This is a genomic window from Nereida ignava (genome assembly GCF_001049735.1).
In the GTDB taxonomy this organism is placed as follows: Bacteria; Pseudomonadota; Alphaproteobacteria; order Rhodobacterales; family Rhodobacteraceae; genus Nereida; species Nereida ignava.
Genome location: NZ_CVPC01000005.1, coordinates 150,804 through 172,171 on the forward strand (window position 1 = coordinate 150,804; position 21,368 = coordinate 172,171).

Annotated in this window: 20 protein-coding genes; 5 read left to right on the plus strand and 15 right to left on the minus strand. The window is 53.2% G+C overall.

What is annotated here, in order from left to right; translation table 11 throughout:
* Positions 1-3 precede the first annotated feature (3 nt).
* A complete protein-coding gene (locus NIG5292_RS05390) occupies positions 4-798 on the plus strand; it encodes a cytochrome c1 (RefSeq protein ID WP_048598474.1) in 795 nt (264 codons plus the stop codon).
* 124 nt (positions 799-922) lie between these two features.
* Positions 923-2,026, plus strand: a complete 1,104-nt coding sequence (aroC, locus tag NIG5292_RS05395; RefSeq protein ID WP_048598475.1) for a chorismate synthase — start codon at positions 923-925, stop codon at positions 2,024-2,026.
* Between the two features lie 6 nt (positions 2,027-2,032).
* Here aroC and NIG5292_RS05400 read toward each other — a convergent pair whose 3' ends face one another.
* The 4 genes from NIG5292_RS05400 to NIG5292_RS05415 all read right to left on the minus strand — a co-directional run bounded on the left by NIG5292_RS05400 (position 2,033) and on the right by NIG5292_RS05415 (position 5,271).
* Positions 2,033-2,425 carry a thioredoxin domain-containing protein gene (locus NIG5292_RS05400; protein ID WP_048598476.1) on the minus strand — a complete coding sequence of 131 codons (393 nt, stop codon included), beginning with the start codon at positions 2,423-2,425 and terminating at the stop codon, positions 2,033-2,035.
* A gap of 12 nt (positions 2,426-2,437) precedes the next feature.
* Positions 2,438-3,304, minus strand: a complete 867-nt coding sequence (locus NIG5292_RS05405; RefSeq protein ID WP_048598477.1) for a DMT family transporter — start codon at positions 3,302-3,304, stop codon at positions 2,438-2,440.
* 89 nt (positions 3,305-3,393) lie between these two features.
* Positions 3,394-3,681, minus strand: coding sequence for an HU family DNA-binding protein (locus tag NIG5292_RS05410; protein ID WP_048598478.1), 288 nt, complete (start codon positions 3,679-3,681; stop codon positions 3,394-3,396).
* 123 nt (positions 3,682-3,804) lie between these two features.
* Positions 3,805-5,271 (minus strand): AMP nucleosidase, encoded by a 1,467-nt coding sequence (locus NIG5292_RS05415; protein WP_143081921.1) that lies wholly within the window; start codon positions 5,269-5,271, stop codon positions 3,805-3,807.
* 161 nt (positions 5,272-5,432) lie between these two features.
* On the opposite strand from NIG5292_RS05415, the gene NIG5292_RS05420 reads away from it, so the two are divergent.
* Both NIG5292_RS05420 and NIG5292_RS05425 read left to right on the plus strand, forming a co-directional pair.
* A complete protein-coding gene (locus NIG5292_RS05420; RefSeq protein WP_048598480.1) occupies positions 5,433-6,302 on the plus strand; it encodes an SDR family oxidoreductase in 870 nt (289 codons plus the stop codon).
* A 46-nt stretch (positions 6,303-6,348) separates the two neighbouring features.
* Positions 6,349-7,110, plus strand: a complete 762-nt coding sequence (locus NIG5292_RS05425; RefSeq protein WP_048598481.1) for an ion transporter — start codon at positions 6,349-6,351, stop codon at positions 7,108-7,110.
* Here the strand turns inward: NIG5292_RS05425 and dxs are convergent.
* From dxs to NIG5292_RS05455, 6 genes are read right to left on the minus strand one after another with little or no spacing between them, the layout of a single operon-like run.
* Positions 7,107-9,035: a 1-deoxy-D-xylulose-5-phosphate synthase gene (gene dxs / locus NIG5292_RS05430; RefSeq protein ID WP_048598482.1), complete on the minus strand. Its 1,929-nt coding sequence runs from the start codon at positions 9,033-9,035 to the stop codon at positions 7,107-7,109. The two genes, NIG5292_RS05425 and dxs, sit on opposite strands and share 4 nt — an antisense overlap.
* 11 nt (positions 9,036-9,046) lie before the next feature.
* Positions 9,047-9,910, minus strand: coding sequence for a polyprenyl synthetase family protein (locus tag NIG5292_RS05435; RefSeq protein WP_048598483.1), 864 nt, complete (start codon positions 9,908-9,910; stop codon positions 9,047-9,049).
* A complete protein-coding gene (locus NIG5292_RS05440) occupies positions 9,911-10,153 on the minus strand; it encodes an exodeoxyribonuclease VII small subunit (RefSeq protein WP_048598484.1) in 243 nt (80 codons plus the stop codon). It lies immediately after the preceding gene.
* Positions 10,150-11,076 carry a histone deacetylase family protein gene (locus NIG5292_RS05445; protein ID WP_048598485.1) on the minus strand — a complete coding sequence of 309 codons (927 nt, stop codon included), beginning with the start codon at positions 11,074-11,076 and terminating at the stop codon, positions 10,150-10,152. The genes NIG5292_RS05440 and NIG5292_RS05445 overlap by 4 nt, the downstream gene beginning before the upstream one ends.
* A 40-nt stretch (positions 11,077-11,116) precedes the next feature.
* On the minus strand, positions 11,117-11,827 hold the full coding sequence (locus NIG5292_RS05450) for a response regulator (protein ID WP_048598486.1): 711 nt from the start codon (positions 11,825-11,827) through the stop codon (positions 11,117-11,119).
* A complete protein-coding gene (locus NIG5292_RS05455) occupies positions 11,827-12,330 on the minus strand; it encodes a MarR family winged helix-turn-helix transcriptional regulator (RefSeq protein WP_048598487.1) in 504 nt (167 codons plus the stop codon). Before NIG5292_RS05455 ends, NIG5292_RS05450 begins: the two co-directional genes overlap by 1 nt.
* A 140-nt stretch (positions 12,331-12,470) precedes the next feature.
* Here NIG5292_RS05455 and NIG5292_RS05460 point away from each other — a divergent pair, with 140 nt between their 5' ends.
* Positions 12,471-13,337, plus strand: a complete 867-nt coding sequence (locus NIG5292_RS05460) for a branched-chain amino acid aminotransferase (protein ID WP_048598488.1) — start codon at positions 12,471-12,473, stop codon at positions 13,335-13,337.
* A gap of 76 nt (positions 13,338-13,413) precedes the next feature.
* Here NIG5292_RS05460 and NIG5292_RS05465 read toward each other — a convergent pair whose 3' ends face one another.
* The 5 genes from NIG5292_RS05465 to gltB are packed head-to-tail and all read right to left on the minus strand — an operon-like array spanning position 13,414 to position 21,362.
* Complete coding sequence (locus tag NIG5292_RS05465; RefSeq protein ID WP_048598489.1) at positions 13,414-14,325, minus strand: DMT family transporter; 912 nt, start codon at positions 14,323-14,325, stop codon at positions 13,414-13,416.
* Complete coding sequence (gene queG / locus NIG5292_RS05470; RefSeq protein WP_048598490.1) at positions 14,322-15,347, minus strand: tRNA epoxyqueuosine(34) reductase QueG; 1,026 nt, start codon at positions 15,345-15,347, stop codon at positions 14,322-14,324. The genes NIG5292_RS05465 and queG overlap by 4 nt, the downstream gene beginning before the upstream one ends.
* Entirely contained in the window at positions 15,348-16,013 is a 666-nt protein-coding gene (gene fzlA, locus NIG5292_RS05475; RefSeq protein WP_048598491.1) for an FtsZ-binding protein FzlA, read from the minus strand.
* Between the two features lie 51 nt (positions 16,014-16,064).
* Complete coding sequence (gene mtgA / locus NIG5292_RS05480; protein ID WP_048598492.1) at positions 16,065-16,793, minus strand: monofunctional biosynthetic peptidoglycan transglycosylase; 729 nt, start codon at positions 16,791-16,793, stop codon at positions 16,065-16,067.
* Positions 16,794-16,832: 39 nt separating this feature from the next.
* Positions 16,833-21,362 (minus strand): glutamate synthase large subunit, encoded by a 4,530-nt coding sequence (gene gltB / locus NIG5292_RS05485; protein WP_048598493.1) that lies wholly within the window; start codon positions 21,360-21,362, stop codon positions 16,833-16,835.
* Positions 21,363-21,368 lie beyond the last annotated feature (6 nt).

A 21,368-nucleotide genomic window follows, 5' to 3' on the forward strand; every position in this document is an offset into this window, starting at 1 on the left:
CCAATGTTGAAGAAACTCGCCCTTACCACAGCAGTTGCCCTCGGCCTTTCGGCCGGCGGCGCGCTTGCTGCTGGTGGATCAGACGCAAAAATTGAAAACTATGCGTTTTCATTTGAAGGTCTGACAGGCTCGTTTGACCAGAACCAACTTCAGCGTGGCCTTCAGGTTTACACTGAAATCTGCGCAGCTTGTCACGGTTTGAAATACGTCTCTTTCCGTAACTTGTCTGACGACGGTGGTCCTGCGCTTCCTGAAGATCAGGTGTTTGCGTACGCCGACGAATATGAAGTCTTTGATGCCGCTATCGATGATTTCCGTTCTGCGACGCCTGCCGACAAATTCCCAGCATCCGCACTGGCTAACGCACCTGACTTGTCCTTGATGGCAAAAGCGCGCGCTGGCTTCCATGGCCCTGCGGGTACAGGCATCAGCCAGCTTATCAATGGCATGGGTGGACCAGAGTACATTGCGTCTCTCTTGGCTGGCTACACCGGCGAAGAAAAAGAAGAAGCGGGTACCATCCTTTATGAAAACACTGCCTTCCCAGGTGGCTGGATTTCAATGGCGCCCCCTCTTTACGGTGATGATGTTGAATTCGCGGACGAAGATGCATCAACCGAGTTGGAAGACATCGCTCAGGACGTGTCTGCGTTCTTGATGTGGACAGCTGAGCCTAAAATGATGGCGCGCAAGCAAGCAGGTCTTACCGGCTTGATCTTCTTGTCTGTGCTTTCAGTCCTGCTTTACCTCACAAACAAGCGTTTGTGGGCGGCAGCAAAGGGCAAAAAATCTGCATAAGCCTATCAATTAGGTTTTACGAATTTAACGCCCCGTCCACCGTGATGGGGCGTTTTTCTTTGGGCGACACTTGAGGCCGAGCCGCCCGCGCTTTATGCAATCTCAAAAGGGGAGTGCACCACCGATGAGCATGAACAGCTTTGGACATTTGTTCCGCGTGACAACTTGGGGCGAGAGCCACGGCCCTGCCTTGGGTGCTACTGTTGACGGCTGCCCACCCCAAGTGCCCGTAACGCCGGAAATGCTTCAACATTGGTTGGACAAGCGCAAACCCGGCCAAAACAAAAACACCACACAACGCCAAGAACCGGACGCAGTAGAAATTCTATCTGGCGTTTTCGAGGGCCAAACAACCGGTACGCCAATCCAGCTGATGATCCGCAACACGGATCAACGGTCGCGCGATTATGGCGATATCGTTGAAAAGTTCCGCCCCGGCCATGCAGATATTACCTATTGGCAAAAATACGGCATCCGCGATTACCGTGGGGGTGGCCGATCAAGTGCGCGTGAGACCGCGTCACGAGTTGCTGCGGGTGGTGTCGCGCGTGAGGCGATTAAGGCGATGGCCCCTGATATGTCTGTGACGGGCTACATGGTTCAGATGGGCGAGAAGAAAATCGATCGCGCAAAGTTTGACTGGGATGCGATTGGGCAAAACGACTTTTGGTGCCCTGATGCGGATGCAGCAAAAGAGTGGGAAGACTATCTAACATGGTTGCGTAAAGACGATCACAACAGCGTCGGAGCAATCATTGAAGTGGTTGCACGCAATGTTCCCGCTGGCGTTGGTGCGCCTGTTTACGGCAAACTTGATACAGATTTGGCCGCTGCAATGATGTCGATCAACGCAGTCAAAGGCGTTGAAATTGGTGAGGGGATGGCTGCCGCCGCGCTTACCGGACGCGACAATGCAGACGAGATTTTCATGGGCCTGAACGGCCCAGAGTATTCAAGCAATCACGCCGGTGGTATCCTTGGTGGTATCAGCACGGGTCAAGATGTCGTGGTACGTTTCGCCGTTAAGCCGACTTCCTCCATCTTGTCACCGCGCAAAACAATTACAAAAGCCGGTGAAGAAACCGAGATCATCACCAAGGGCCGTCACGACCCATGTGTTGGCATCCGTGCGGTTCCTGTCGGCGAAGCCATGATGGCATGTGTGATGCTGGATCATATGCTGCTGCACCGTGGCCAAACCGGCGGCAATCGCGGCACAATCGGTTAAGGCAAGCTAATCAAGAGACAGTTCCAGCAGTTCCTTAATGGCGCTGTCGTTCATAACTGCGCCCTCAACGCGGCCAAGCTCGCGGCTTCCACGCAACAGCAAAAGTGTGCCGTTTTGTGTTACCTGCCGTTTCTCAGCCATGCCCGATTCACCGTAAGTATCGTAGTCCACAACAATGTAGGTGATCGCCGCGCGTAAAGCTGGATTTTTCTCTTTGAGCATATCAATGATGGACGCATGCCGCGCACAAGCGATACACCAATCGGTCCGAAAATCGAGTAACACCGTTGCGCCTTGCGACAGCTTATCTCGGTCCAGGCGAGGCTGATATTCAAGACCCCGCGCCTGCACCACGGATGCGGCCAAACACAAACCCAACGCCACCCACGAAACTTTCATACTCGTAACCCTCTACTTAGTTTGCTTTGACACCTGCACAGCAAAAATTCCTGCAGCGATAATGGCAACGCCAAGAACGTCGATCAACCCTATCTGTTCTCCCAGCAAAACTGCTGCCAATGCGACACCAAAAAACGGGTTAAGAAAATGGAAAGTCGCGGCGCGCACAGCACCAATCCGGCTGACCAAGACGAACCAAATTACCGTCGCCGCCAAACCGGGCACAAGGGTCGTGTAAACAAATGCGCTGGCAAGAAGCGGGGTGATCGTGACATTCCACGTTTCAAAAAGTAGCGCAGGCACCGTAAGCGCGGCAGAGCCTACAAGCATCTGAAGCCCCACAATCATCAGGACCTGCCCACTGGAAACCGCGTTACGGACCGATAGTGTTGCAACCGTCAGGGACGCCACACCCAGCACACACAGCAAAACACCCCACGGATCAAGCCCGCCGTGCAGCCGTGGCACCATGATGACCAGAACACCGACCAGGCCCGTGACCAAGCCAAGCAGCGCAACAATAGGCAGACGCTGGCGCAAAAATACCCACCCAACCAAAGCGACCAAAAGAGGCATGGTAGACGCGATGATCGCGGCAATAGACGCTTGAACCGTTTGCATTGCGATAAAATTCAGACCCAAATACAGGGCATTTTGGCATAATCCAAAAACAACAATCGCGCGCCACTGCGCCTTAGTCAGCCGCCAGCTTTGTTTGAGTAGCAATGCAATGCCAACAGCAACCGTTCCGGAAATGAAGAAACGCAACGACAGCGTCATGAGGGGCGGCGCCTCAAGAACGATGATGCGTGCAGATGCAAACGCCGACGACCACATCAGAGCAAAAGACAGCCCCAGAAAAACCGAACGTAGATCCACGCTACTACACTCCTGATGCAATAGGGCCGAAACTAAAAAGGGGCCGCATCATGGCGACCCCTCTATTCACGATAAAGTCTGTGGTCGACTTAGCCGTTAACGCTGTCTTTCAGCGCTTTAGCGATTGTCATTTTGACAACTTTATCCGCATCTTTTTTCAGCATTTCGCCAGTGGCAGGGTTGCGCACCATACGCTCTGGACGCTCGCGGCAATAGATTTTGCCAACGCCTGGAAGTGTCACAGCGCCACCAGCACTTACTTCGCGTGTAATAAGCGAAACAACCGCTTCAAGCGCGCCGCCAGCAGATTTCTTGTCTACGCCCATTTCCTCAGCAAGTGCTGCTACGAGTTGGGTCTTTGTCATTGGTTTCGCCATTTTACAGGTCTCCTCATTCCGCCCGATTTTGGGCCTCATGGGCGTAATCTAACGGTATATAGTGTCCCCACACAACTCTTTGTGATTGGAAAAACCGCAAAAAACCGCCTTTTTTCGCCTATTTTACAAGAATGCGGTCTCTTCAAAGCTCCGGAGCTTGCGTGAATGGATGCGTTCAAGAGGCATATCGCGCAAGTATTCCATCGCGCGAATACCAATCATGAGGTGCCGTGCAACCTGAGTTGTGTAGAAATCAGAGGCCATTCCCGGCAATTTCAACTCCCCGTGCAGCGGTTTATCCGAAACGCACAGCAGCGTCCCATACGGCACACGGAAGCGGAAACCGTTGGCGGCAATTGTTGCACTTTCCATATCAAGCGCGACTGCCCGCGACTGCGAAAGGCGCTGAACGGGACCTTCTTGATCGCGCAGTTCCCAGTTACGGTTATCAAGGCTGGCAACCGTTCCTGTGCGCATGATTTGTTTTAGGTCATAGCCTTCAAGCTTCGTGACCTGCGCTACTGCTTTTTCCAGCGCGATCTGAATTTCGGCCAGCGGTGGAATGGGCACCCAAACAGGCAAATCATCATCCAGCACTTTGTCTTCGCGCAGATACGCATGGGCCAGCACAAAGTCGCCCAAGGCTTGGGAATTTCGCAAACCCGCACAGTGACCAACCATTAGCCACGCATGCGGGCGCAGCACTGCGATATGATCCGTGGCAGTCTTTGCATTGGACGGACCCACCCCAATATTGACCAAAGTAATCCCACCGCCACCGGCACGCTTAAGATGGTACGTTGGCATCTGCGGCAGCTTCGCAGGCGGTGTGCAGGCCGTATCGGGGTCCGTAATCACGTCATTACCGGGACCAACAAATGCGGTATAGCCACTTGCAGGATCGCGCAGCATTTCGCGGGCGTAGGCTTCAAACTCCTCGACGTAAAACTGATAGTTCGTAAACAGGACATGGTTCTGAAAATGACCGGGGTCCGTAGCCGTGTAATGGGAAAGCCGAGCCAGCGAATAATCCACCCGTTGCGCAGTGAACGGCGCAAGGGGCATTGCCCCATCTTCATAAGTAAAGCCAAGGCCGTTTACGATGTCATCGTTGGTTGTCGACAAATCTGGAACATCAAAAACATCGCGCAGAGTAAACTTGACCGCCCCGTCTTGGGGGACATTCAGCCCACCTTTGTTAGCGACAGCAAAATGGACGGGCATCGGCGTTTGGGACGTTCCAATTTCAACCTCGCCGCCGTGATTGGTCAGCAAAAGATCGATCTGCTGTTCAAGGTAGCTAGCAAACAAATCAGGCCGCGTCACTGTCGTAGCGTAGATACCTGGACTTGGTACGTGACCAAACGACAGGCGACTGTCCGCCTGCGCGAAGCTTGTCGAATGCAGTCTGATTTCTGGGTAGAAGGCGCGGAACCGTTGGGTGGGGCTTTCACCAGTCAGACTGGCTTCGAAATGGGCGCACAGAAACTCCACTGCTTCATCATAAAGCGCCCTAAGTCGGACCACCGCCTCAGCCGCATTTGTAAAGTGCTGCGGCGCACCTTGTTCGGGCGAACATACCGGTAGCATTCTGGTAGGGTCAATCATCACTGGTCCGCCTGTTCTCATTTGTTATACCGTGCAAATCGTTGCACCCGAACTTAGCAACATCAACCAGATTTTCGCGCGTCGCTTAACGTGCCCTGTCCTGCTCACTTTCGGACCATTGCGGTGGATCAAGGAGTTTTCACATGCCGACCCTACTTTCATTTGGCCATGGATTTTCCGCGCGCGCCCTAAGTCGAATTTTGCCCAATGACTGGACCGTTTACGGCACCACCCGCACCGAAGAAAAAGCAGAAGTTTTGCGGGCTGCGGGGATCAAGCCAATCATATGGCCCGGCGAGGCACTTGATACCGCTTTGAAAGAGGCGACACACCTGCTGATCAGTGCGGGCCCATCTGCGCAGGGCGATCCGGTTTTGAACACCCTTAAAGACGAGATTAAGGCGCTGGCACCACGCCTTGAGTGGGCAGGTTACTTATCGACCACAGGGGTTTATGGCGACCATCAAGGGGATTGGGTGGATGAAACTACGGCACTGACGCCCGCCACAAAACGCGGGCAACTGCGTGTGAGTGCCGAGGCAGAGTGGCAAAGCATCCCTAGCCTACCGCTTCATATCTTTAGGCTGGCCGGCATTTATGGGCCCGGTCGTGGCCCTTTTGCCAAGGTCCGCAACGGAACCGCGCGGCGGATCATCAAACAAGGTCAGGTGTTCAGCAGAATTCACGTAGAGGATATTGCGCAGGTGTTATGGGCATCAATCACGCGTCCGAACATTGGTGCGGTGTACAACCTTTGCGACAATGATCCTGCACCCCCCGAAGACGTTATTGAATACGCAGCGCAATTGCTTGGCGCACCAGTTCCACCCGCAATCGACTACGAGACAGCAGAAATGACTCCGATGGCGCGCAGCTTTTACGCAGAGTCTAAGAAGGTCTCAAACGAGCGGATCAAAACGGAGTTGGGCGTTAAACTGAAATACCCAGATTACAAAACCGGCCTACGGGCGCTGTTAAAGTTAGAGCAGGACAGTGCTGCGCAACCATTGTAAGCGCCGCATAAGCACACATATCACGTCCAACCAAAGGACCATAATCATGCACCAGTTGACTGTATTTCTTGAGCGCCCACTGACACGCAACATCATCATGGGCATTATCATTTTCAACGCAATCTTGTTGGGAATGGAAACGTCAAACGGGCTGATGCAAAACTATGGGACGCTGATCACAACGCTCGATAGCGCGTGTTTAGCCGTATTCGTAATTGAGTTGCTGGCAAAGCTAGTAGCCTATCGCGGCCGATTTTTTCGGTCGGGCTGGAACTGGTTCGACTTCATTATTGTAAGCATTTCCCTTGTCCCAGCCGCGCAAGGGCTTAGCGTTTTGCGGGCCATGCGGATCTTGCGAGTGCTGCGCGTCATCACAGTGGCTCCATCGTTGCGACGGGTCGTCGAAGGTTTTGTGAACGCACTACCCGGCATGGGCAGTGTCTTTTTGTTGATGGCGCTGATCTTCTACATCAGCGCAGTTATGGCGACCAAGCTATTCGCCTCTGCGTTTCCGGAATGGTTCGGCAGCTTATGGCTGTCGCTATATTCACTGTTTCAAATCATGACGCTGGAAAGCTGGTCCATGGGCATCGTGCGCCCCGTGATGGAGGTCTACCCCTATGCGTGGCTCTTTTTCGTGCCATTCATCATGGTCACCACATTCGCCGTGGTAAACTTAATCGTAGGTCTAGTTGTGAACTCGATGCAAGAAGCGCACGCAGAAGAAACGAACGCTGTCACAGACGCCTACCGCGATGAAGTTCTTGAGCGGTTAAAGTCAATCGAAGAGCAATTAAGCAAACGCTAAGCGCGTTTGCTATCAAGCTTTGTAATCCCAAGAACATCGAGAACTTTTGCCTCAATGTCTGCTGCATTAAGACCCGCCATCGCGTACATATCCTCGGGGCTGGACTGATCGATAAACGTATCGGGCAACACCATGGAACGGAACTTCAGACCAGTGTCAAAAACAGCCTCATCCGCCAAAAGCTGCGCAACGTGTGATCCGAAACCACCAACAGCACCTTCTTCGATGGTAAGCAAAGCCTCGTGCTGTTCCGCCAAATCCAAGATCAAGGTGCGATCAAGTGGCTTTGCAAAACGGGCGTCGGCGACGGTTGGGGTTATGCCACGCGCCGCCAGCGCTTCACAGGCAGCCTCTACTTCCGCCAAGCGGGTCCCGAAAGACAAAATGGCAACGCGTGCGCCCTCACGGATCATGCGACCCTTACCAATTTCAAGCGCTTCGCCGCGTTCAGGAAGCTCAACCCCAACACCCTCGCCCCGCGGAAAACGGAAAGCGATAGGGCCGTCATCATAAGCCGCAGCTGTGGCAACCATATGCACCAACTCTGCCTCATCAGCAGCCGCCATAACGACAAAGTCAGGCAGATTGCTGAGGTAAGCAACATCAAACGCGCCCGCGTGCGTCGCCCCATCCGCGCCCACAAGCCCTGCGCGATCAATCGCAAAACGAACAGGTAGGCGCTGAATGGCCACATCATGAACGACCTGATCATAACCGCGCTGTAGGAACGTTGAATACATCGCGCAAAACGGCTTCATGCCGCCCGCCGCGAGAGCCGCTGAAAACGTAACCCCGTGTTGCTCGGCAATGCCCACATCAAAGCACCGGCTTGGGTAGCGTTCTGCAAATAAGTTCAACCCAGTCCCATCGGGCATCGCGGCGGTTATGGCGCAAACTTTATCGTCACGGCTGGCTTCATCGAGAAGGGTTTGTGCGAAAACCTTGGTATAGCTTGGCGCATTGCTGGGTGCCTTTTTCTGCTCGCCTGTCACAACGTTGAACTTGGAGACACCGTGTCCTTTGTCACGCGCCTGCTCAGCAGGAGCATAGCCTTTACCTTTTTTCGTAATGCAGTGGATCAAGATTGGGCCAGTCGCGCGGTCATGGACAGTGCGCAACACTGGCAAAAGCTGATCAAGGTCGTGACCATCAATCGGGCCAACATAGGAAAAGCCCAACTGTTCAAACAATGTGCCGCCCACAGTCATGTGTTTCAGCATATCTTTCGCGCGCTTCGCCCCTTCGCGGAAAGGTTCCGGCAGCAAACTTACTGCACCTTTTGCGGCGGACTTAAATTCTTGAAACGGCGCGCCGGCATAAAGCTGGCTTAGGTACGAAGATAGTGCGCCAACAGGCGGCGCAATCGACATCTCGTTGTCGTTCAATACAACGATCATGCGTTTCTTCAGATGGCCCGCATTGTTCATCGCTTCAAATGCCATGCCCGCTGACATGGATCCGTCACCAATGACAGCAATTGCATCGCCATTTCCTTCGGGCGGGGCGCCCCCTAAATCACGAGCGACCGCAAAGCCAAGTGCAGCAGAAATAGACGTGGAACTGTGGGCCGCACCGAATGGGTCAAACGGGGATTCACTGCGCTTTGTGAAACCGCTCAGCCCGTCTTTTTGGCGCAACGTACGGATACGGTCACGACGTCCAGTCAAAACTTTGTGGGGGTAGCATTGATGACCAACATCCCAGATGATCTTATCTTTCGGGGTGTCAAAAACAGCGTGAAGCGCCACCGTCAACTCAACAACACCAAGGCCGGCACCAAGGTGACCACCCGTGACCGATACTGCGCTAATCACCTCAGACCGGACATCATCAGCAAGCTGGTGCAGTTCTGCATCGCTAAGGCTTTTCATATCTGCAGGTGTGCTAACGCGGTCCAAAACCGGTGTGTGTGGTCTGTCAGACATGATCGTTATCCTTAATGGCCGCGAGTAATCACAAAACGTGCCGCTTGCTTTAGCGTATCGGCATCATCGCCGAAACCCGCAAGGGCGTCGCAGGCTTCATCAACCAGATTAGATGCGCGGGCTTTTGCCCCCTCAAGGCCCAGCAATGAGACGAATGTCGCTTTGCCTGCGCTTTGATCTTTGCCAACAGCCTTACCAACCGTCGCCGCATCACCTGTGACATCCAACACATCATCAGCGATCTGAAACGCGAGGCCAAGTCGATCCCCGTAGGTTTGCAAGGCATCTGTTGGGGCCTCTGACATGACCGCACCAGCCATCGCAGACCATTCAATCAGCGCGCCAGTTTTGCCTTTTTGCAATGCAATGATCTGATCCAAGGTCAGCGGAATTTGTGCCGTCTCGGCGGCAATGTCTGCAGCCTGCCCACCGACCATCCCTTTAATTCCACTGGCACGTGCGAGGCTTAGGGACAAATCCAATCGCGCTTGTAAGCTGCACTCAGTCTGGGCAATCAACTCAAACGCCAAAGTCTGCAAAGCGTCACCAGTCAAAACAGCTGTCGCCTCATCCCACTTCACATGAACGGTCGGGTTCCCTCGGCGTAAATCATCATCATCCATGCAGGGTAAATCATCATGCACCAAAGAATACGCATGCAAACATTCAATCGCTGCTGCAGCGTTTCTCGCCTCATTAGGACCAATTCCATGAAGGCGCGCGCTTTCCAAGACCAAAAAGGCGCGCAATGCTTTGCCACCACGTGTCGCATAGATCATCGGCTCCGCGATAGCGCTTGCGCAGCCCTTTAACACATCGGCGATACAAGCCTCGGATACTTTTGCCGCATCGCCTAGCGCAGCCTGAAAGCTCATTTATTCAGCGTCCAGAGGAGTTGTGCCAACAGCAGCGCCATCTGCACTTAACGTAAGCTTGGCCACTTTTTCTTCAGCGGCATTCAGCTTCGCTTCACAATGTTCTTTTAGTTTTGCTCCGCGCTCATACAGCGCGATGGATGCCTCAAGCTCAACCGAGCCGCTGTCCAATTGGGTCACCACACGCTCCAATTCGGCAATTGCCTGCTCGAAGCTCATCTCTGCTACTGGTGTCTCGCTCATTGTCCGCGCTCCATTAAGACTTCAACATGTGCCTTCGCCGACGTGGCCAAGGCATCAAGATCATAACCGCCCTCGAGGGTCGAGACCACCCGCCCACCACAATATTCATCTGCGATATCGCACAGCTGATGCGTCACCCATGCAAAATCATCCTCAGATAGATCCATACCAGCAAGCGGATCAGCACTGTGTGCGTCAAAACCCGCTGAAATTAACAACAACTCGGGATTAAAGCGCTTTAGCATCGGCAGGACTTGTTCCGTGATGGCCTGCTTGAAAATGGCAGAGCCGGCGCCGCCCGGAAGTGGGACGTTCAAGACGTTATTGTAGGCGCCCGTTTCATGGGCATGACCCGTACCTGGGTAAAGCGGCATTTGGTGGGTTGAGCAGAATAGAATGCGCGGATCACTCTCGACCAAGTCCTGTGTGCCGTTGCCGTGATGCACATCAAAATCAACAATTGCCACACGACTTAGGCCGTGATGGTCAAGCGCATGTTTCGCAGCAATGGCGACCGAACCAAACAGACAAAACCCCATTGGTGTTTCGCGTTCAGCATGGTGACCAGGTGGGCGGACCGCGGCGAATACATTTTGCACATCGCCCCCCAAGACCATATCAACAGCCTTAACATTTGCACCCGCAGCCCGCAGCGCCGCGCCAAGCGAGCCGACCGACATATGCGTGTCCGCATCAAGAGAGGTCCAGCCGCTATCAGGTGCAGATTGTCGAATGGCAGTGACATGCGATTTGGGATGTGCGCGCAACAAATCGTCATCGGCCGCAAACGGAGCAGGCACCCGCACCAAATCAAGACCATCCAGCGCACTCAGCACCGCATCAAGCCGCGCAACTTGTTCGGGGTGGCCCGGAGGCGTGACATGCTCAAGGCATTCGGGGTGGGTGATCAATGCTGTGGCCATGATCGCTCCTCCATTTTTTGGTGTTTCGAATGGGCGTATGTTAGTCTGGTGCCAACATGTAACCGGCACCGCGCACAGTTTGTAGATACCGCGGCTGTTTTGGATCGGCCTCAATCTTGCGACGCAAACGCGTGATTTGCACGTCAACCGCGCGCTCTTGGGCCTTGCCCCCGTCTTTGCCACTGTCACGACCAAGATCTTCGACCAGTTTGATACGGCTGATCGGCTCAGAAGGCTGGGCGCTAAAGATTTTCATCAACTGAACCTCGGTTGCGGTTAAGCGAACCACCTCATCGCCACGGCGCAACTCGGTGCGGTCAATGTCATAACGGCAAGGTCCAAGGTGCAACACTTTTGGCAAGCTATCCGACATCGTATCCGAGGGCATCCGACGTAAGATCGCGTTTATCCGCAGCAATAGTTCTTTAGGCTCAAACGGCTTTGCCAAGTAGTCATCCGCGCCAGCTTCAAGACCCGCGATGCGGTCGTCCGTTTCGCCTTTGGCTGTCAGCAATAGAATTGGCGTCTGCAGCGTCTCGCGCAAATTCCGTGTGAGACTAATGCCATCTTCCCCCGGCATCATGATGTCCAGCACGATCAGATCAAACTCAAGCCCCGCCAACACACGGCGCGCGTGTGCGGCATCACGGGCCGCACTGACCAAAAAGCCGTTCTTCATCAGAAACTTTTGGAGCAGCCCACGAATACGCTCGTCATCATCAACAATCAGCAGGTGGGCTTCGTTTTCCATTACTCAGTCTCTTTCAACTTATCAAAACACCGGCGCATTTCTGTGTCCATCATCGCCTCTAACACCATTCGAAACCCTTGCACTGCCTCTGGACCGGCCGCGCGGTACGCACTGCGCACCCGCGCCGTTTGCACCTCCGACAGCTCTGCCTCCAAGGCGTGACCAGCAGGCGTCAGATACAAATGACGCTCACGTTTATCTTGGGTTCCAACCTTACTTTCGACAAGACCATCATCGATCAAACTACGCAAGACACGGTTCAGCGATTGTTTTGTTACGCCCAAAATCCCCAACAGGTTGTTAACAGTCGTCCCGGGCGAGCGGTGGATAAAGTGAACTGCGCGGTGATGCGCGCGGCCATATCCTTTTTCAGACAACACACGATCCGGATCTGCGGTAAACCCACGATAGGCAAAGAACATTGCCTCAATGCCTTTGCGAAGCTGTTCATCCGTCAAAAACAGCAGGTTCGGGCCACGCATTTCGTTCCGGTTATCTCGCATATTTCTGTCCTCCTTAGTTGCGACAATACGTCAGTGTTGTTGACATTCCAAGAATCGATTGCTAGCCAAGCCTATAATTTACGCAACTTTATGACCGTTTCGGTCTTAATTTGAGCAACATTAGCAAATGGAGGCTGAAAATGGCTGGCTATGATGACCGTGATGGAAAAATCTGGATGGACGGCAAATTGGTCGAATGGCGGGACGCAAATGTCCACATTTTGACCCATGCCATGCACTACGCCTCCTCTGTGTTTGAGGGCGAGCGCTGCTACTCGGGTAAAATCTTCAAGTCTAAAGAACACTCCGAGCGACTGATCCGTTCTGGTCAGCTTATCGACTTCGAAATCCCCTATACTGTTGAAGAAATCGAAGCTGCCAAACAAGCCGCACTTGATGCAAACGGCCTAACAGATGCGTATGTGCGTCCTGTTGCGTGGCGCGGATCCGGTGAAGATATGGGCGTCGCAGCTGCGCGCAACCCTGTGCACCTGGCTGTCGCGGTTTGGGAATGGGGCAACTACTACGGCGACGCCAAAAATAAAGGCGCAAAACTGGACATCGCAAAATGGAAGCGCCCAAGCCCTGAAACAGCACCGTCCCAAGCCAAGGCTGCGGGTCTTTACATGATTGCAACCATGTCCAAGCATGCCGCCGAAGCAAAAGGCTGCTCGGACGCGATGATGTTTGATTACCGCGGGTACGTGGCCGAAGCGACCGGCGCCAACATTTTCTTCGTAAAAGACGGCGAGGTTCACACACCAATCGCTGATGCGTTCCTAAACGGGATCACCCGCCAAACAGTGATCCAGATGCTGAAAGAAAAAGGCATTACCGTGAACGAGCGGATCATCATGCCAGAAGAGCTTGAAGGCTTTGAGCAATGCTGGCTGACCGGCACAGCTGCAGAAGTCACACCAGTCGGCACAATCGGTGACTACAACTTTGAAGTGGGTGCTTTGGTCAAAGAAATCGCCAGCGATTATGAAAAGCTGGTACGCGCCTAAACAGTCGCTAAACTGCCCTTTAGGTACTAAAACAATAAGGTCATCGCTGAAACGCGGTGGCCTTTTTTCGTATCAGCTATTTGAAGCGAACCTGCCGTTCTGCGGCCAGCTTGATCCCCAAATGACGCTCGCGAAGCACGATCACAACACCAGCAAGCACGATCAACGCAGCACCCGAAATAACACCCAAAGTCGGCACTTCGTTGAACCAAGCATACCCAATGCCAATGGCAAGCAGCATCGCAGTATAATCAAAGGGCGCCACCACAGACGCTGGCGCGAACCGGTAAGACTGCGTCAGACACAATTGCCCCACCCCACCGATGATACCGCCCAAAATAAGCAACAACGTCGTTTCAAGTGGGGGCACAACCCAACCAAAAGGCAGCGTTAACAACGACAGAACCGAGGTGGTCAACATGAAGTAGAACACAATCGCTGTTGAACTTTCTGTAGCTACCATCTTGCGCACAAACATCTGCGCCAATGCCGCCATCGAAGCGCTGACCAGCATCAAACCAACGGCGATGGTCTTCATCCTTTCACTGGTGTCAAAACTAAGCTGGTCCCACAAAATGATCAGCACACCCGCAAAACCAAGACAAACCATAGAGATACGGAACTTGCCTACGGTCTCCCCTAAAAAGAGGGCCGCAAAAACAGTTAGAACAAGAGGTGTGGTAAAGCTAAGCGCTGTGACGTCTGGAAATGCCAGAATACCGAGACAGAAAAACCTTAGCCCCATTGAAGTACTGCCGGCCAAACCACGCAGAACATGACCAATCGGACGCTCTGTTTTCAGCCCTGTAGATAAATTGCCGCTCCACCACAAAAAAGCAAACAGCACAGGAAGGGTGAAAACGGACCGGAAGAAAACGGCCTCGCCGGTTGGGACCTCATCTGCGGTCGCTTTGATGATGCTCATCAGCACAGTAAACAGCGACACGGCCAAAATTTTCAGTGAAATGCCTTTGATGGTGTCGGTCATGATAGCCGCCCAACTGCCCATTCTGCAGCGTCCCGAACAACCGGATCATTGTCATTGAGCAAAGCTTGCGCATGAGACTTCAACTCAGGCTTTCCTGAATTTCCAATCGCGTAAAGGACATTGCGGGTGAACCGATCTCGGCCAATCCGCTTGATTGGTGAGCCAGAAAAACGTGCGCGAAACGACGCATCATCAAAAGACACTAACGCAGCCAGTTTGGGGGCTTTTAACTCCTCGCGGGCCGCGTATTTCATTTCGGTCGCAGCGACAGCAAATTTATTCCATGGGCACGCAGCCAGACAATCATCACAACCGTAAATATGGTTACCCATCTTCTCACGCAGTTCAGGCGCAACAGGGCCTTTGTGCTCAATTGTAAGGTATGAAATGCAGCGCCGCGCATCCAATTGAAACGGCGCGGGGAACGCATCTGTGGGGCATGCATCAAGGCATGCTGTACACGATCCGCAATTATCAGTTTGCGCTTCGTCCGGCTCAAGCTCTGCCGTCGTGAAAATCGCCCCCAGAAAAAACCAGTTTCCAAGATCGCGCGCCAACAGATTTGTATGCTTACCCTGCCAACCTAAGCCCGCCGCTTGCGCCAGCGGCTTTTCCATAACTGGTGCCGTATCAACGAAGACTTTAATCTGAATGTCGCCCTGCTCTACCAGCCAGCGCCCCACCTTCTTAAGCCGCTTTTTAGCAACATCATGATAGTCTTTATTCTGCGCATAGACACTAATTGCGCCCAGCTCTGGCCTGCTCAAAACTGTGCGTGGATCGTGTTCAGGCGTGTACATTTCCGCCAACATAATAACAGATCTGCATTCGGGCCACAGGTCTTGCGGGCTGCCGCGCCAGTTCATACGCTCTGCCATCCAACTCATCTGACCGTGATATCCCGCCTCCACAAAAGCGGATAACCGTTGCGCCGTTTCCGGCGCGGCGTCAGGTTTGCACACCCCCATTTTGGCAAAACCGGCGTCCTGCGCCACGTCCCAAAGGCGGGCTTTCAAGGACATTTAAAAATCCAAATTGGAATAATGCGCAGGCTGCGGAAAGCCAGAAACCTGATCGGCCAGAATTGAACGAAACGCAGGGCGAGACTTAATTTTTGCGTACCAGTCTTTCACGTTCGCCGATCGGTTCCAGTCCACATCACTGATGTAATCAAGGGATGACAGGTGCGCGGCAGCGGCAAAATCAGCTAAAGTCATTTGGTCACCAGCGAGCCAGCGACGCTGATCCAAAAGCCATGTCATATAGTCGAGGTGATACTTAATCGCACGCGCACCCGATTTGATGTTGGCGCTGTCTGGGTAGCCGGTCTTCTGCACTTTTTTGTTCACGCGCTCATACAAAAGTTTGGTCGTAACTTCGTGATGAAACTTGTCATCAAACCAAGAAACAAGCCGGCGCACTTCAAAACGCAACTCCGGCGATGCAGGCAAAAGCGGCGGCGTGGGATGCTTTTCTTCGAGGTACTCACAAATCGCTGCGCTTTCGCTCATCAGACGACCATCTAATTTCAGGATTGGAACTTTAGCAGCAGGATTACGGCGCAAAAACTCGGAATCGCCTTCCCAATAGCGCTCTTCAACCAACTCAACTTCGATCTTTTTTTCAGCAAGGCTCAGGCGAACTTTGCGGCAAAAAGGTGAAAGCGGAACATGATAAAGACGGTTCATAATTGGCTCGATTAATTGTTTATACTGTCATGCCCTAAGCCGCTGTTGCGTTCAACTCTCGAAGCACGCTGCGCGGCCATCCGCCTTAATTGTAGCCTCGCCTGACAAAATAGACCGCGTGCGCGCACGTACAAAATCAGTCGGACGGCTAGCAGACCGGCTTTTGGGGGCTGGCAATATCGCTGCAAGGCGTGAAGCTTGGAGGCGCGTTAACTCCGATGATGAGACTTGAAAATAGTGCAAAGCCGCAGCTTCAACGCCAAAGACGCCTTCATCAAATTCAGCAATGTTCATATAAACTTCTAAGATGCGGCGCTTTGACCAGAACAACTCCATCACCGGCGTCATAAGGGCCTCAAGCCCTTTGCGGGGATAAGAACGCCCATGCCAAAGAAACGCGTTCTTGACGACCTGTTGACTGATGGTTGATCCACCGCGGTTGCCATCTTCGGCAGCTTCAACAATTGCGTCCAAATCAAGCCCCCAATGCAAACAAAAATCAGCATCCTCAGCTGCTACCACAGCGCGTGCCATCACTGGCGCAATTTTTTCAATAGGCTTCCACTCACGCGTTACGCCGCCCAAGCGTAAACCTTCGGACATAATATAGGGTGTCGTCGGTGGATTGATCAAAGAATAGGCCGCGATCCACAACACAAGGAGCGCGGCAACTGCCAGAACTATTCGCAGCAACCAGCGCCGAATGAACAACATGGGCCGCATAAAAAACGGCACCCTTTCAGCGGATGCCGTTTTCTTATTCTTGGTTTTTTTCACCATGCTGCAATCATGCCAGCGCACTCATGCCTCTGCAACGGCTTATTCTGCTGGGACGGACGCTTCTTCGATACCAAGCGGAACAGGCAAATGAGCCAACATTTCTGTTGAGCATACCTGTAAGAAGTTTGACCGCTCCATATCCCAGTTTTGCAAGATCTCAGCCGCTTTACGGCTGCCTGTTTCTTCCAAGTGGCGCTCGATGAGACCCTTAAGCTGTACTTCCCAATGCTCCATCGTGACAGGGCACGTGACCAGAGTTTCCATGTTCATCATGCTTTGGGCCGTTTGCTCTGGATCGTAGATGTACGCCATGCCGCCAGTCATACCCGCGCCAAAGTTAGCGCCAATATTCCCAAGGATTACAGCAACGCCTCCAGTCATGTATTCACAACCGCAGGCACCACACCCCTCAATAACCACTTTCGCGCCAGAGTTACGAACGCCAAAACGCTCACCCGCACGACCTGCAGCAAAGAGATACCCATCCGTCGCACCGTACAAAACAGTGTTCCCAATGATTGTATTCTGATCCGCTTTCAACGGGCTTGCCATTGGAGGACGGACCACAATCGTGCCGCCAGACAGGCCTTTTCCAACGTAGTCGTTTGCATCGCCAGAAACTTCAATCTTAAGCCCTGGGGCCGCAAACGCCCCCAAAGATTGCCCTGCGGAACCTGTCAATTTGACAGTCAGGTGATCGGGTTGCAGGGAATTGCGCATACCGAAATTCTTTACAATGTGGCTTGATGTCCGCGTGCCAATTGTACGTAGCGTGTTCTGTACCGCGTATTGAAGCTGCATCTTCTCACCATCATTCAGGAAGCGTGCTGCGTCTTGAACGATTTGCGCATCAAGCGTTTCTGGCACAGCGTTACGTGGCTTGGAGCGATCGTAAACAACCTTCTCCGCCCCATCGACCGTGATCAAAAGTGGGTTCAGATCGAGGTCATCAAGATGCGCAGAGCCACGGCTCACCTGAGCGAGCAGGTCAGCGCGGCCAATGATGTCATCCATGCTGCGGGCACCAATGCTTGCCAGCAACTCACGCACTTCTGTGGCGTAGAACGTGATAAGGTTTACCACCTTGTCAGCATTACCCGTGAACTTGTCACGCAGTGCTTCGTCTTGGGTACACACACCAACGGGACAGGTGTTTGACTGACATTGGCGCACCATGATGCAGCCCATCGCGATCAATGCAGCGGTGCCGATGCCATATTCTTCGGCACCCAACATCGCCGCCATCACAATGTCACGACCTGTACGCAAACCACCATCAGTCCGCAGCGTAACGCGTTCACGCAAGTTGTTCATAGAGAGAACCTGATGCGCTTCGGTCAGGCCCATCTCCCATGGTAGGCCTGCATATTTGATGGATGTCGCGGGTGACGCGCCGGTGCCGCCATTATGACCCGAGATCAAGATCACGTCCGCTTTTGCCTTCGCAACACCAGCCGCGATTGTACCAACCCCACTGGATGCAACCAGCTTCACGGTCACCTTACAGCGCGGGTTGATTTGTTTCAGATCGTAGATCAACTGCGCCAAATCCTCGATCGAGTAAATATCGTGGTGTGGCGGAGGTGAAATAAGGGTTACGCCCTTGGTTGAATGCCGCAACCGCGCAATCAAATCCGTAACCTTCATACCAGGAAGCTGGCCACCTTCGCCTGGCTTTGCGCCTTGTGCGACTTTGATCTCAAGCTCTTCACAGTGGTTGAGATACTCAGCTGTCACACCAAAACGACCAGACGCGACCTGCTTAATTTTAGCAGATGGGTTGTCGCCATTTGCCTCAGGCACGAAGTGTGCTGGATCTTCGCCACCCTCGCCGCTGTCAGACTTTGCACCAATGCGGTTCATCGCAACGTTCAGCGTCTTGTGCGCCTCGGGGCTAAGCGCGCCCAAAGACATGCCCGGTGTTACAAAGCGTTTGCGGATCGACGTAATACTTTCGACCTCTTCGATCGGAATTGCTTTACCCATCGGCTTGATGTCGAGCAAATCACGAAGGTGAATTGGCGGGTTGCTTCGCATCTTTGCGGAATACTGGCGCCACAATTCATAGCTGCTGCGGTTACATGCAGCCTGCATCATATGCATGCTCTGCGCTTCCCACGCATGCGTTTCACCAGAACGGCGCGACTTATAAAAGCCACCAATCGGCATTACGTTATCCGCTTGGAAAGCCTGACCGTGGACTGCTTCGGCTTTGCGTTGAATGCCGATTAGACCGATGCCCGAAATACGGCTCTGCATGCCGGGGAAATACTCGGCGACCATAGCACGCGACAAGCCAACTGCTTCAAAGTTAAGCCCACCACGGTAGCTGGAAATCACAGAGATCCCCATCTTGGCCATGATCTTCAACAAACCCTGATCAATCGCGCTACGATAGCGCGCAACAGCCTCGGTCAAAGTGCATTCCAGCAGGCCTTTTTGGATACGGTCATTCAGGCTGTCTTCTGCCAGATAGGCGTTGACGGTCGTTGCGCCACATCCAATCAAAACAGCGAAGTAATGCGGATCAATGCATTCCGCAGACCGAACGTTGAGCGACGTGAACGTGCGCAGTCCTTTGCGCGTCAGCCACGAATGGATTGCACTTGTCGCCAAAATCATTGGCATGGCAACACGGTCGCCAGATACATTTTCGTCAGTCAGAACAAGGTGCCCTGCGCCAGACCGCACTGCGTCTTCGGCTTCTGCACGTATGCGGGCCAAACCGTCGGTCAGATTGCGGCCACCTTTTTCAAAGGTACAGTCAATCTCAACCAAATTAGCGTTGAAGTTTTGCTTCAACTCTTCCCACTGAGCGTTTCCGACAAACGGGCTATCCAGTACCAAAATCTCGGTCTGGCTACTGTCTTGGTCCAGCACATTCTTTAGATTACCGAACCGTGTTTTCAGGCTCATCACGCGGTATTCGCGAAGGCTGTCAATTGGTGGGTTGGTAACTTGGCTAAACGCTTGGCGGAAGAAGTGGCTAAGCGGGCGGTATTTCTCACTAAGAACTGCAGATGGGGTGTCATCACCCATCGAAGCAATTGCCTCTTTACCGTCCTCGGCCATTGGCGCCAGAATTTGCTCAAGTTCTTCAACTGTGTAGCCAGCCGCGATCTGACGCTGGCGCAGTTCAGCACCTTCAAACATGGGTGCTTCTGTTACACCCGCAAGCTTCGGTTCAAGGTCGTTGATCTTTCCAACCCACTCGCCAAACGGCAACTCGGAGGCCAGCGCATCTTTCATCTCTTGATCGTGGAAAAGACGGCCATCTTGCATATCCACCGCAATCATTTGGCCAGGACCAAGCGCGCCTTTTTCAACGACATTTGCTTCGTTCACAGGAACCATGCCTGCTTCAGAGCCCGCAATCAGCAGTCCATCACCCGTTACAACATAGCGCATTGGGCGAAGGCCATTACGGTCAAGGCCAGCACAGACCCAACGGCCATCCGTCATCGCAAGCGCTGCAGGACCATCCCATGGCTCCATCACAGAGTTGCAGTATGAGTACATATCGCGCCAAGATTGTGGCAACTCAATCGCCTGCTTGGACCAGCTTTCGGGCACCAACATCGTCTTCGCCATCGGCGCAGAACGGCCCGCACGCACAAGCACTTCGAAAACCGCATCCAACGCCGCAGAGTCAGACGATCCGCTTGCGACGATTGGCTTGATGTCTTCTGCCATGTCACCAAACGCGCCAGAGGCCATACGAATTTCGTGGGACTTCATCCAGTTAAGGTTACCCTTCAGCGTGTTGATCTCGCCGTTGTGGGCCAACATGCGGAACGGTTGGGCCAGCCACCACTGTGGGAACGTGTTAGTCGAGTACCGCTGGTGATAAATCGCAAAGGCACTTTCAAAACGCTCATCCATCAAATCTGGATAGAACTCAGCGACCTGCTCAGCCAACATCATGCCTTTATAGATGATCGAACGACACGACAGAGATGCCAGATAGAGGTCTTTCACGCCCGCCGCGACGGAAGCTTTTTCGATACGGCGACGGATCACATAAAGCTCACGCTCAAATGTTTCTTCATCCACACCTTTGGAATTTGAAATGATAATCTGCTCAATCTCAGGGCGCGTCGCGTTAGCTTTCTCACCCAAGCAGGACACATCCACGGGTACGTGGCGCCAGCCGTAGATATAGTAACCCATACGAAGCACTTCTGCTTCGACAATTGTCCGGCAGGTTTCTTGGGCGCCAAAGTCAGTACGCGGCAGAAACACCTGACCGACAGCGACCAACTCATTGCGGCGCGGCTCATGGCCCGTGCGTTCAATCTGATCATAAAAGAAGGGCACTGGAATTTGGACGTGGATACCGGCGCCATCGCCAGTTTTGCCGTCCGCATCTACAGCACCACGGTGCCAGATCGCCTTCAACGCAGTAATACCCGCTTCGACCACTGCCCGCGAGCGTGTGCCGTCAACAGAAACCACAAGGCCAACGCCACATGAGGAATGCTCATCCTCAGCGGAATAGAGGCCATTCTGCTCCATCCACGCGCGCTTTTCTTCTTCTGCCTTTACCCAAGCTTGATCAAAATTGGTCATTGCGTT

Bases quoted from the DNA above. Each gene is read 5' to 3' on its own strand.
- NIG5292_RS05415 (WP_143081921.1), bottom strand. From the start codon at position 5,271: ATGCTACCGGTATGTTCGCCCGAACAAGGTGCGCCGCAGCACTTTACA.
- NIG5292_RS05420 (WP_048598480.1), top strand. From the start codon at position 5,433: ATGCCGACCCTACTTTCATTTGGCCATGGATTTTCCGCGCGCGCCCTA.
- NIG5292_RS05390 (WP_048598474.1), top strand. From the start codon at position 4: ATGTTGAAGAAACTCGCCCTTACCACAGCAGTTGCCCTCGGCCTTTCG.
- NIG5292_RS05465 (WP_048598489.1), bottom strand. From the start codon at position 14,325: ATGACCGACACCATCAAAGGCATTTCACTGAAAATTTTGGCCGTGTCG.
- dxs (WP_048598482.1), bottom strand. From the start codon at position 9,035: ATGTCTGACAGACCACACACACCGGTTTTGGACCGCGTTAGCACACCT.
- NIG5292_RS05450 (WP_048598486.1), bottom strand. From the start codon at position 11,827: ATGGAAAACGAAGCCCACCTGCTGATTGTTGATGATGACGAGCGTATT.
- NIG5292_RS05440 (WP_048598484.1), bottom strand. From the start codon at position 10,153: ATGAGCGAGACACCAGTAGCAGAGATGAGCTTCGAGCAGGCAATTGCC.
- mtgA (WP_048598492.1), bottom strand. From the start codon at position 16,793: ATGGTGAAAAAAACCAAGAATAAGAAAACGGCATCCGCTGAAAGGGTG.
- NIG5292_RS05460 (WP_048598488.1), top strand. From the start codon at position 12,471: ATGGCTGGCTATGATGACCGTGATGGAAAAATCTGGATGGACGGCAAA.
- NIG5292_RS05400 (WP_048598476.1), bottom strand. From the start codon at position 2,425: ATGAAAGTTTCGTGGGTGGCGTTGGGTTTGTGTTTGGCCGCATCCGTG.
- fzlA (WP_048598491.1), bottom strand. From the start codon at position 16,013: ATGAACCGTCTTTATCATGTTCCGCTTTCACCTTTTTGCCGCAAAGTT.
- aroC (WP_048598475.1), top strand. From the start codon at position 923: ATGAGCATGAACAGCTTTGGACATTTGTTCCGCGTGACAACTTGGGGC.
- NIG5292_RS05445 (WP_048598485.1), bottom strand. From the start codon at position 11,076: ATGGCCACAGCATTGATCACCCACCCCGAATGCCTTGAGCATGTCACG.
- queG (WP_048598490.1), bottom strand. From the start codon at position 15,347: ATGTCCTTGAAAGCCCGCCTTTGGGACGTGGCGCAGGACGCCGGTTTT.
- NIG5292_RS05425 (WP_048598481.1), top strand. From the start codon at position 6,349: ATGCACCAGTTGACTGTATTTCTTGAGCGCCCACTGACACGCAACATC.
- NIG5292_RS05455 (WP_048598487.1), bottom strand. From the start codon at position 12,330: ATGCGAGATAACCGGAACGAAATGCGTGGCCCGAACCTGCTGTTTTTG.
- NIG5292_RS05410 (WP_048598478.1), bottom strand. From the start codon at position 3,681: ATGGCGAAACCAATGACAAAGACCCAACTCGTAGCAGCACTTGCTGAG.
- NIG5292_RS05435 (WP_048598483.1), bottom strand. From the start codon at position 9,910: ATGAGCTTTCAGGCTGCGCTAGGCGATGCGGCAAAAGTATCCGAGGCT.
- gltB (WP_048598493.1), bottom strand. From the start codon at position 21,362: ATGACCAATTTTGATCAAGCTTGGGTAAAGGCAGAAGAAGAAAAGCGC.